The 11,168-nt window shown below is 46.2% G+C and carries 9 protein-coding genes; 4 read left to right on the top strand and 5 right to left on the bottom strand.

The window, feature by feature from the left end:
* Nucleotides 1-201 precede the first annotated feature (201 nt).
* Nucleotides 202-1,230, bottom strand: a complete 1,029-nt coding sequence (locus QT996_RS02275) for a hemerythrin domain-containing protein (protein ID WP_333044250.1) — start codon at nucleotides 1,228-1,230, stop codon at nucleotides 202-204.
* Nucleotides 1,231-1,533: 303 nt separating this feature from the next.
* On the opposite strand from QT996_RS02275, the gene QT996_RS02280 reads away from it, so the two are divergent.
* Together QT996_RS02280 and QT996_RS02285 are read left to right on the top strand one after the other, a co-directional pair.
* The gene (locus tag QT996_RS02280; protein ID WP_333044251.1) at nucleotides 1,534-2,799 is read left to right on the top strand and encodes a pitrilysin family protein; all 1,266 of its coding nucleotides are present in this window, start codon (nucleotides 1,534-1,536) and stop codon (nucleotides 2,797-2,799) included.
* A gap of 302 nt (nucleotides 2,800-3,101) precedes the next feature.
* The gene (locus QT996_RS02285) at nucleotides 3,102-4,370 is read left to right on the top strand and encodes a pitrilysin family protein (protein WP_333044252.1); all 1,269 of its coding nucleotides are present in this window, start codon (nucleotides 3,102-3,104) and stop codon (nucleotides 4,368-4,370) included.
* Nucleotides 4,371-4,763: 393 nt separating this feature from the next.
* On the opposite strand, the gene QT996_RS02290 is transcribed toward QT996_RS02285, so the two are convergent.
* The 3 genes from QT996_RS02290 to QT996_RS02300 form a co-directional block, all read right to left on the bottom strand.
* The gene (locus tag QT996_RS02290) at nucleotides 4,764-6,029 is read right to left on the bottom strand and encodes a pPIWI-associating nuclease domain-containing protein (RefSeq protein ID WP_333044253.1); all 1,266 of its coding nucleotides are present in this window, start codon (nucleotides 6,027-6,029) and stop codon (nucleotides 4,764-4,766) included.
* A 379-nt stretch (nucleotides 6,030-6,408) separates the two neighbouring features.
* On the bottom strand, nucleotides 6,409-6,552 hold the full coding sequence (locus QT996_RS02295; protein ID WP_333044254.1) for a hypothetical protein: 144 nt from the start codon (nucleotides 6,550-6,552) through the stop codon (nucleotides 6,409-6,411).
* A gap of 37 nt (nucleotides 6,553-6,589) precedes the next feature.
* Complete coding sequence (locus tag QT996_RS02300) at nucleotides 6,590-6,718, bottom strand: hypothetical protein (RefSeq protein WP_333044255.1); 129 nt, start codon at nucleotides 6,716-6,718, stop codon at nucleotides 6,590-6,592.
* A 159-nt stretch (nucleotides 6,719-6,877) separates the two neighbouring features.
* Here QT996_RS02300 and QT996_RS02305 point away from each other — a divergent pair, with 159 nt between their 5' ends.
* Both QT996_RS02305 and QT996_RS02310 read left to right on the top strand, forming a co-directional pair.
* On the top strand, nucleotides 6,878-8,695 hold the full coding sequence (locus tag QT996_RS02305; protein WP_333044256.1) for an efflux RND transporter periplasmic adaptor subunit: 1,818 nt from the start codon (nucleotides 6,878-6,880) through the stop codon (nucleotides 8,693-8,695).
* A gap of 269 nt (nucleotides 8,696-8,964) precedes the next feature.
* Entirely contained in the window at nucleotides 8,965-10,230 is a 1,266-nt protein-coding gene (locus QT996_RS02310; RefSeq protein ID WP_333044257.1) for an ABC transporter permease, read from the top strand.
* Nucleotides 10,231-10,307: 77 nt separating this feature from the next.
* Here QT996_RS02310 and QT996_RS02315 read toward each other — a convergent pair whose 3' ends face one another.
* The gene (locus QT996_RS02315) at nucleotides 10,308-10,928 is read right to left on the bottom strand and encodes a Uma2 family endonuclease (protein WP_333044258.1); all 621 of its coding nucleotides are present in this window, start codon (nucleotides 10,926-10,928) and stop codon (nucleotides 10,308-10,310) included.
* Nucleotides 10,929-11,168: the final 240 nt, after the last annotated feature.

Below are 11,168 nucleotides of genomic sequence, written 5' to 3' on the forward strand. Positions count from 1 at the left end.
TTTCTATAATAGCACAAAACTATTTTGCAACAGGTCTAATAGATATATAAATAATTCCGATGCTAACAGATTTGAGATTAGTTTTTGAACCTGGGTGACTTCACACAAAACAGTAATCCCGCTACGTGGGTAGCGGGATTGATAGGTTGCAGTTTAACTATTCTCTAGTTTTGCTAGAGGTATAATTAGCTGACTGCTGAATTAGCTCAAGTTAGCCATTTCTTGCTGCATCGTGCTTTTGGCTGCTTTGAATTGAGTAGCCATTTGTTCCATTTGTGCTTCGCTCAGGTTGCGGCGAATTTGAGGTAACATATCCTTTTCTTCTTCTTTTACGTGATCCTGAACCGCTGTTTGGAGCTGTTTTATTTGGGCTTTGAAATCAGAAGAACTGGGGCTCATGGACTTAATCTTGGCGAGCATTTGCTTCATTTCTGCTTGCTCGTCGTACAGTTCTTGAGTGTTGCTGTAGTAGCTGCGAATTGCTGGGTAAACAACTTGTTCTTCGGCTTCTGCGTGGACGCTGAGGTCTTTGTAAAGTTGACCGAAGAATTCTTGCAGTTTTTGAGGATCGTCGGTTTTTTCGATCTCCATAAATAGGGTATCGGCTTTGCGGTGATCCATGGTGATGATTTCGGTGATGTTCATCTCATCTTTGGTGCGGGTAACTGCACCGCCGATGATGCCGGTCATGGCTGCCATTGCATCTTGCACGCGGGCCCAAACGCCTTGGTCGGGGTCTTTGCCGGTCAGTTCGCGCACGCCCAAGATTTCCATAACTCCCTTGAGTTGCTCTTGGTGAGCGCGGTTTTCAAAGTTAACTGTGTTGAGGGGAGTAATGGCGGCTTCGATGTCGGCGCCGACTACTTGAGCGGCTTTGTGAATTAACAGACCGGCCATTGTTTGTTTGTGTTTGAGCAGTTCGTGCTGGGTGACTTTTTCAAACAATGTCAGTTCAGAACCTTCCATGAGTTTCTGAACTTCTTCAATCATTTTTGCGCTGGTTTCTTTGGGCTCGGCTTGAATGCCGTATTGCACGATCGTAGTTTCTAATACGCCCAAGTTTTTGCGATCGTCTTCAAGCATATCCCGGAAGCGATCAGCCAGTTCGGAGTCGTTGCAGGAATTGATGAACAATTGCTCGTTGGCGATCAACAAGTTTTGCAGCGCTTTCATGTCTGCTAATTTAGTCGCGATCGCTTGGCGCTTGGTATCTTCTAAGGTAGCTACCATCTGTCGTTTCTCCTCTCAATGTCTTTAGTGTTCTTATATTTCTTAATTTATTGAAATATTCCGATAACATCCTCTTTCTCCCGACTGATTCATTAATATCCCGCGCAACCTATTGACTTTTAAGCAAAAAAATGGTAAGTATTTGAGACTGCTTGAAAAAAAAGCAAAAAACAAAAAATAACTGATGAATAAGGATTAATGGCAGATGAGTAATGATTTCTGTATCAATTAATCCCGATCGCAGAGCTGTAAAGCGCTACCATAGTTGCAGCCGAAGTTAACTAAAGTTTAAGAATAACTAGCTTGTCTCAACTGCTCACTGCTTTAGAGTTCCCAGCCAATGTCTGGAAGCTCAACAACGGGTTAACGGTCATTCACCAGCGGATTTCGGCCACACCGGTGGTCGCGCTAGACGTGTGGGTGAGGGCTGGCGCTACGCTGGAGCCGGATTCTTGGTCGGGAATGGCTCATTTTCTAGAACATATGATATTTAAAGGGACGGACTCGATCGCCCCTGGAGAATTTGACCAGGTAATCGAAAATCGCGGCGGTGTCGCCAATGCAGCTACAAGTCACGACTACGCCCATTTTTTCGTCAACGCTGCGGCTGATTATTTAGCAGAAACAGCGCAGCCACTGGCAGAATTGCTGCTGCGGGCTTCGATTCCAGATCTGGAATTCGATCGCGAGCGAGATGTGGTGCTCGAAGAAATCCGTCAAGCTCAAGACGATCCCGATTGGCTGGGTTTCCAAGCCATGATGGAAACAGTTTACCAGCGACATCCCTACAGGCGATCGGTACTCGGCACGGAAGAACTGCTGATGTCGCGAACTCCCCACGAAATGCGCTGTTTTCACCGATCGCACTATCAGCCGGAAAATATGACTGTGGTGGTAGTCGGGGGAATTGATGAACAACAGGCCAGAGATATTACGGGGAAAGCATTCGAGCAGTTTTACGATCCGTGGGATTGTCCAAAATTAACCGCAGAGGCGGAACCGCCACTGATAGAAATTCGCCGTCAGGAACTCTGTCTCCCCCGATTGGAACAAGCGCGGCTGATGATGGCGTGGACGGGCCCGGGAGTTGAACACTTGCAAAGTGCTTGCGGCTTGGATCTGCTGTCGGTGTTGCTCGCACACGGGCGGACTTCGCGTTTAGTCAGGGAACTGCGGGAAGAATTACAATTGGTAGAGGCGATCGACAGCACTTTCTCGCTGCAACGGGAATCGAGTTTATTTACTATCAGTGCAGTCTTGGATGCGAAGGATGTCGAACAGGTGGAATCTCGGATTTGCGATCGGCTTTGGGAATTGCAGTCTGAGCCTGTTTCCGAGGTAGAATTGCTGCGCTGTAAGCGTTTGCTGTGCAACGATTTTGCTTTCTCGCTCGAAACGCCGGGACAGCTAGCGGGTCTTTACGGATATTACAATACGATCGCCACTGCCGAATTAGCGCTTAGCTATCCCACCAGGATTAAAGCATTTGGGCCATTAGACCTCCAGCGCCTAGCTCAACAATATCTCTCTCCTCGACGCTATACGGCCGTGGTGCTCAAACCAATCTAATTGGTAAACGGGTGAAAATAAATATCTTTTATACCGGATAGAGGTTCGGCGTTTGTCGGGGGTTCTCTGTGCTTGTGGCGCACCCTACGGAGTAGAGGTTCGGCATTTGTCGGGGGTTCTTTGTGCTTGTGGCGCACCCTACGGGATAAATGTTGTTACATTTAGATGTTGTGCGTCAAGCCCTACCCGGTAGGACATCATACAATATGCAAATGCAAAATAGAAAAATGGCAATCAAGTAATTACAAATTACCAATTACCAATTACCCATTCCAAATTACCAATTCCCAACTAAATTAACCATGAAAAATGAAATCCAGCGCACGGTTTTAGACAACGGTATTGTTGTCTTAGCAGCAGAAAATCCAGCAGCAGATATTATTGCAGCTAGGATATTCCTGCGGGCCGGCAGTCGCTACGTGCAGCCGGAACAAGCAGGATTGTGTCACTTGCTGTCGGCGGTAATGACTAAGGGAACCGATCGGCTGTCTTCGCTGGAAATTGCCGAGCGTGTAGAATCGGTGGGAGCGAGGTTGAGTGCCGACTCTACTACAGACTATTTTTTAGTGAGTTTGAAGACGGTTTCTGCGGATTTTGAGGAGATTTTGGAGTTGGCTGCGCAATTGACGCGATCGCCTACTTTTCCGGAAGCTGAAGTCGAACTTGAACGCCGCATTGCCATATCAGCAATTCGATCGCAGCAAGAACAGCCATTTGCGATCGCCTTCGAGCAATTGCGGCACGCGATGTACCAGGAACATCCCTATGCTTTCTCTCCCTTGGGCACGGAAGCTACTATGTCAAAGCTCACCAGAAACGAGCTTGAAGAGTTCCACAAAACCTATTTCCGTCCCGATAATGTAGTTATTTCTGTAGCCGGCAGAATATCCACCGAAGATGCGATCGCCCTGATCGATAGAACTTTTGGCGACTGGAAAGCGCCTTTAACACCCTTACCAACTTTAACCGTCCCCCCTCTGTCACCTTCCCCTGAATCGGTCGTTACGGCGCAAGATACGCAGCAATCAGTGATTATGCTGGGCTACCTCGCACCCTCTGTCAAAAATCCCGACTATGCAGCGATTAAGTTGCTGAATACTTATTTGGGTAACGGTTTGTCGAGCCGATTGTTTGTGGAATTGCGGGAAAAGCGGGGCTTGGCTTACGACGTTTCCGCGCTCTACGCGACGCGCTTGGACACGGCTCAGTTTGTCGTGTACATGGGTACGGCGCCGGAAAATACGGCGACTGCTTTTGAAGGATTGCGCGCAGAAGTCGATCGACTCACCAGCATCCAACTAAGCGAGGAGGAATTGCAAGCTTGCAAGAATAAAATGCTCGGACAATATGCTTTAGGAAAACAAACTAATTCGCAAATTGCCCAAGTTTTAGGCTGGTACGAAATTTTGGGATTGGGAATTAAATTTGACCAGCAATTTCAAGAAGAAATTGCACAGGTGACAGCTTCACAAGCGCGGGATGCTGCTAAGAAATATTTTGTAGAACCGTATGTTTCTTTGGTGGGCCCGGAGGCGGCGATTACAGAATTGGGTGTAGCGGCTGTTTGTTGAGGAGGAAATGGGCGATCGAACTTTTCACAAGTTCGATCGATGCGATCGCAGATAAAAAGACTTTGCTCGTCCGCTGTTTCTAGAAATGTGTAACTAATGTTTCGCGTTGCGGTGTAACAGTGCTTTGCAAAGTCAAGTAGCTGTTGTCAAAAGAAGGGCAGAAATGCCAACGGAATTCTTGCCTCTCAACATTGATGGTGCGGAAACCTTTTTTATTTTTGGGGTGGGTCATAGCAATACTAACCTCGAATAAAGTAAAAGATTAACCAGCGATCGTACCAAATTATTTCAGTCTAACGGTGCGCTTGAGTGGCTACAAACAATCTTCGCAATGCACTAATATCTTTGGACAATCCGCTCCAAGCAAATTGTTACGGTGCGGCTTTACAGTTTTCACAAAATGTTGCTTTCCATCCAAATTTCTAACAAAAATCTCAAAGTTGATTCCATTCGTCTAAGCATCATCTTGAGCTGAAGCTCCGTGTAAGGAGAGGTAATTTCATGTGTTCCTCGTTGGAAAAGTTTGAGAAATTCCAAAACAGCATTAATGTCCTTTTCAATAAAATCTGAACATGGGCCGTGATTCAAGGAGCGACAAATGTAAAGGAGTCGTGCCCGTCGTGTTAGCTTTCCCTTGTCATAATGTTCTGGAGAGTTACTCCAATTTTTAACTTGGTCGTCAGGTGAAAGTGTATGTAATACATGGGTAAAAAGTTCTCTCAATGAGGTTGCGGCCTGCCGAGCCTTATCAGGATTTGTAGATTCTAAGGATTGCCTTGCCCCATGCAGTAGACGAATAAGTTCTACATTTAATTTTCCAAGTAGTTCTTCAAGAACACTTTCAGTTTCCTGTTGAACATCTTTTTCTAGCTGATGTGTTTCTTCCTCAAATTGTAATTCAAATTCTAATTCATCAGATTGAATAGTAACAGCTTCAGCAAGTCTAACCCCATTTAAAAATTCAACCGCCGAATACAGTGAGACGATAGGTGGCAGTGAAATAAGAGATGCTGGGTTATGGCTAAGTGACGCAAATAATTTGGAATAAGATTTTCCCAAATCAATGAAAGTATTTTGAAGAACGCCTTGAATAGAAGTTTCTATTCTCAGAGCATTTCCTAAAAAACCTTCTAGGGGTAGATGAGATAGAGATATTTGAGATAGTGCTGAAAACTTGGAGATGTCTGCTAGGTGAGATTGCAAAACTAGATCGTAACGGTGCAAACTACCTGGAATTGTATCTATTGCTTTGAATTGCTTTTGCCAGGCAGCAGACTGGAGAGTTCCCTGCTGCATCAACTTACTGATATTTGAACTATCAACTGCTTTCAGGAGCTTTGAAATTGATAAATTTGCGGCGTTTACCTGGTCAAAAGTTGGTGATTGTTTTATTTTCTCCAAAGCATTTAACTTAGATAGGTTTGCGAGAATTTGAGAATTTTCTGGCAAGGAAAACCGCCTCATGTTCTCAATAACTGAACTACTTAAAGCACTTGCTTTAATCGCTTGATCGAAAATGCTCCTATTTTGCTCTGTATAAAGTCGAAGTTGATCAGACAGAGCCAAGATACCCTTAAAGGATTCCTGGGAGAATGCGGGCGAATTTAGGGATTCATGAAAGTTTTTTTGAAATTTATTCGGCTCGTTGGGTTTAACCATTAGTCTCTAAATCCTCAAATTACCTAACTGATTATAACGAAAGTCATCAAACTAGGAGATACTCTTAAAGAACAGTCTAGTCATCGTAGCTTGTCTCTAATGACCAACAGATATGCTTCAAAGTACGGCTTCAGCGACCAACTAAACCACTCTAACTACTTATTGGAAAGAAAATTTCCGTATATCCTCTATATGATAGCAAGAAACTTTTTGAATATCCTGCCTATAGGGGCGATCGCCCGAAAGTTTACGGAATGCCTACAACTGCGCGTCTTGGATTAGCTCGATGACAACAAAACCGGGAACACTAGGTATATCTGAAAGACTAGAAAACCCAGTAATTGCAGGTGCATGACCCTCTTGAATATCAATTAAAACATCAGTCTCTAAAAGGTACATAGCGTTTCTTATGTTCGTGTCCGTGTCCGTGTTTGTGCCTGATGCCGCAGGTTTCGAGCATATCCTTGACTATCGGTGATATCAGGTCGTGAGTTGATGACTCCTTCGCTTTGCCAATAAGCAACCAGCTCTGCTCCAGTTTTAGATGAGTTGCTCAGAACTTATCTGAGCGATAAAACACGTAGGATGTAGTCAGATACAGGCAGTTTTAGCCGCAAAGCTTCACTAGACAGTTGACTTTCTAACTCCGGCCGCAAGTCTAAGTGAATGCTCATGTCTGCGTTGCTCATCGATCGAGATTCTAAATTAATCGTAGCTGATTGCCTTATTATCCAAAATTATCCGAAGATACCTGCGCTACAACCGAAAAAACTTAGTGCGACTTCAATTGAACCTTTTCTGTTCCCGATCGGTCTAAATTCAAGACAGACCCATCAGGTCTAATTTATATGTACTTCGTAAAGCACTTTCAGATTAAAAAAGAGCTGACTCCCTGGCTTAGCGGACTCCTCGCCGCTTCCCTGCTGGCAGGAGTCGGCTACACAGCTTACAGCCAACTCACAGTCAAATCCAGCCGCGAAACCAGGCGCAAGGAAAAAACCGTTGCTGTCGAAAGGGTGAACCTGCCGATTACAATTTCGGCAAACGGCACAATAGTGCCCGAACGTTCCGTTAACGTCAGCCCCAAAACTTCAGGAATGCTCAAAAGTTTGCTTGTCAAGGAAGGAGATAAAGTTGAAAAAGGGCAGATTCTCGCCTACATGGACGACTCCAACCTCCAAGGGCAACTTACCCAAACTCGCGGACAACTCGCAGCCGCGGAAGCAAACCTGCAAAAATTGCTCAACGGCACTCGAACCCAGGACATTGCTGTGGCTAAGGCAGTGTTAGCAGAACAACAGGCAAGTCTGGAAAAATTGCTCAACGGCAATCGAAGCCAAGACATTGCTGTAGCGCAGGCACAGGTGGCAGAGCAACAGGCAACGCTGCAAAAATTGCTCAACGGCAATCGAAGCCAGGATATTGCCGTAGCCGAGGCACAACTAGCTGAACAACAGGCAAATTTACAAAAATTGCTTAAGGGCAATCGGCCTGAAGACATCGCCCAAGCGATCGCCAAACTCAGAGATGCCGAATACGCCAAAAACCAAGCTGAGGAAGACTTTCATAGAAATCAGGAACTCTATAATGCCGGAGCCATTGCTTTGCAAGTTGTCAACAACTCCCGCACCGCGCGCGATCGAGCTCAAACGCAAGTCAGGCAAGCCGAACAAGCTGTAGCTTTGCTGCGATCGGGTACTCGCCCCGAAGAAATCGCTGCGGCGCGGGCTGCTGTCGAGCAAAAACGGCAAGCTTTGACCCTGGCGCGATCGGGCGCACGCCCCGAAGAAATCGCTGCAGGGCGGGCTGCTGTGGAGCAAAAACGGCAAGCTTTGGCCCTGGCGCGATCGGGCGCACGCCCTGAAGACATCGCAGCAGGCCAGGCTGCTGTGGAGCAAAAACAGCAAGCTTTGGCGCTGCTAGAAGCTGGTTCTCGCCCGGAAGACATCGCCCAAGCCCGCGCCCAAGTTCTCGCCGCTAGAGGCAGCCTGCAAAGCGTTCAAGCGCAGATCGACGACACTGTGCTGCGGGCTCCTTTCATCGGCACTGTTACCCGCAAGTACGCCGATCCGGGCGCTTTTGTGACTCCCACGACGGCAGGTAGTGCAGTTTCTTCGGCGACTTCTTCTTCGATTTTGTCCTTAGCTTCCAAAAATCAATTAGTAGCAAACGTAGCAGAAACTAATATTTCTCAGATTCGGATCGGCCAGGCTGCGTCTATTCAAGCCGATGCTTTTGCGGGAAAGACTTTTGTAGGTAAAATCACTCAAATTTCGCCTCAGTCGATCGTCCAGCAAAATGTGACAAGTTTTGAGGTAAAAGCGGCAATTATTAATGATGATAAACAAATACTGCGATCGGGAATGAATGTGAATGTGGAGTTTAAGGCCGGTGAACTCAAAAATGTTTTGGTAGTTCCGACTGCGGCAATTGTCCGCCAACAAAGGGAAACGGGGGTTTATGTTCCGGGTCCAGAAGATGGTAAACCTGCTTTTATGCCGATTAAGACTGGTATGACGGTGGATGACAAGACGGAAGTGCGATCGGGTTTGAAAGGAAATGAAAAAGTGCTGATGAGTTTCCCCCCGGGATTGCGGCCTAGATCCCAAAATCCATCGGGTGGAATTCCAGGTTTGCAACCGGGTGGCGGAACGCGCTTGCGTTAGCAGTCATTAGTCCTTAGTCATCAGTCATCAGATTAGCATCCGCGAGCGAGATGCTCGCACTGACTCCGAAAATTATTATTGCGATTACTCGTTACCAGGCTCTGCCTGGTAGCGCAGATCCGGAGGAAGAGCCTCCATCCATTTTCCCTGCCGAGGCTCTTCCTTCATCCATTTTCCCTGCCGAGGCAGAGCCTCTAAATATAGGTTCCCAGGCAGAGCCTAGGAACCAGTTAATTACCTATTACCTATTAACTGTTACCTATTAGCCAATGAAATTACAGACTCGCCCCCGCCCCAACAAAATCTCTAACGTTCAAATCGCGTTCATGGCGACAGAGGCGCTGTGGAATAATAAGTTGCGTACCAGTTTAACTATGCTGGGCGTAATTATTGGGATATCTTCGGTAATTGCCATTACTTCCGTGGGACAAGGAGTACAAAAATCAACTGAAGAACAGTTAAAGGCTTTGGGTACAAATGTGCTGTTGGTTTTATCCGGCGCTTCGCGATCGGGCGGTGTCAGTCAGGGAAGCGGTTCTGCTACTACCCTTACTTGGGATGACGCTAGGGCGATCGGCAAACAAGCTCCTGCTGTTAAGGCGATTTCGGCTTATTTGCAGCGCCAAGTGCAAGTGGTTTACGGCGGACAAAATTCCTTTACTTCTATTTTGGGAACGGATTTAAACTATCCAGATGTGAAGAACATTCAACCCCAAGAAGGACGGTTTTTTAACGAGGATGAATTGAATGCTGCTGAGCCAGTAGTTGTCCTCGGTTCTAAGGTGCGGGATGAACTTTTTGGAGCGGGAGCTAATGCGCTCTCCTCCGATATTCGCATTCAGGGAAACCGCTACAAGGTCATTGGAGTGATGGAAAGCAAGGGGTCTGTAGGGGGAACCGATCAGGACGATCGAGTGTATATTCCCCTCAAAAATATGTCTTCGCGGATTGTGGGTAGAAATTCTTTAGCGGGGATTGCGATCTCGGGTTTTTGGTTGGAAACTGCGGGCGAAGCTGATTTAGCAGATGCTCAATTTCAAGTGGAAAATATCATGCGCTTGCGCCACAATATTTATCCGCCACAACCGGATGATTTTCGAGTTGTAAATCAAACAGAGATCGTTAATACTTTCAGCAATGTGATAGGTTTATTTACGGTTATGGTGGGTGCGATCGCCGGAATTTCTTTGGTGGTTGGCGGCATCGGTATTGCTAATATTATGTTGGTGTCTGTTGTGGAACGCACTAAGGAAATCGGGATTCGCAAAGCGGTAGGCGCTACTAATGCGGCAATTCTCATTCAATTTATGGCGGAATCTATTTTAGTTTCCACGGTGGGGGGAACGGCGGGTATTGGGTTGGGAGTTGCGATCGCCTTTGGAGCCTCGACAGCCTTCAAATTTCCGTTTGTGGTTTCTGTATGGTCGATCGCAGCCGGTTTTGGGCTGTCTTTTACCGTCGGGTTGTTAGCTGGAGTATTGCCGGCTCGGAATGCGGCTCGCTTAGATCCGATCGCAGCCTTGCGGAATGATTGAATTTAAGCAATATAAGCTCTTGTGGGGAGTAGGGGTTGGGCATCCTGCCCCCCCGAAAGCCTAAATTTTAATTCAGCTTATACTAAACCAGCTTGAAAAATCTGGTTTGCTGTGAGGTTTAGAGCGGGAAAAGTTTGCGACACAATCCGATCGTTCTCTCGAAACTTGAGGATTTGATATTCACCATCAACCAAATTACACACAGAAATCGTCGGTTGTTTGGGATTACCAATAAAATTGCGTCCGCCCAACGCAGCATAATCCACAATCCAATATTCAGGAATACCCATCTCCTCATAATCAGCATATTTCAAATAGTAATCATCGCGCCAATTGGTTGACACAACCTCAATTACCAACGGTATCGATGCACCCAAACTGAGGACAGATTGTTTTTGCCACAATGTTTCGTTCACCAGATTTCCACGATTCAGCACCAACACATCAGGGAAATAACCAGAATCTTTTTCAGGAGGTCTGACTATCGCTTGGCGGGGGATACCGTAGGGCAATCCCAGACGTTTGATTTCAACAGGAATTTCGACTGCAAGAAAGCTTATAACTTCCTCGTGTTCGCCTACTGGTTGTGCCATCTCAACAATATCTCCATTATGCAGTTCGTAGCGTACCGCCGAATTTTCAGGCAGCCACTCCACAAATTCCTCGAAGTTTACGAGTTTGGGTAAAGCTTGAGTCATAGGTTTTCAGAATTACCGATAATATAAATTATATCTCTATCTATCTGCGTTTATCTGCGTGCATCTGCGGTTACAAATTTCCATTTTTTATAAAGTCCGCAAGTTATTGTGCCACTTATGCTGTAACCCTTTCGGGTTTGATATCCGGTGATGCTGGCTCAAAAGACCTCTTGCGAAAGTGCGAGCGCTCTGGTAAAATAAAAGAAAAAATTAGCTTAATAATATGAATTACGAACAATT

Origin of the sequence: Microcoleus sp. S13C4, from assembly GCF_036700865.1 — a bacterium.
Lineage (GTDB): Bacteria > Cyanobacteriota > Cyanobacteriia > Cyanobacteriales > Microcoleaceae > Microcoleus.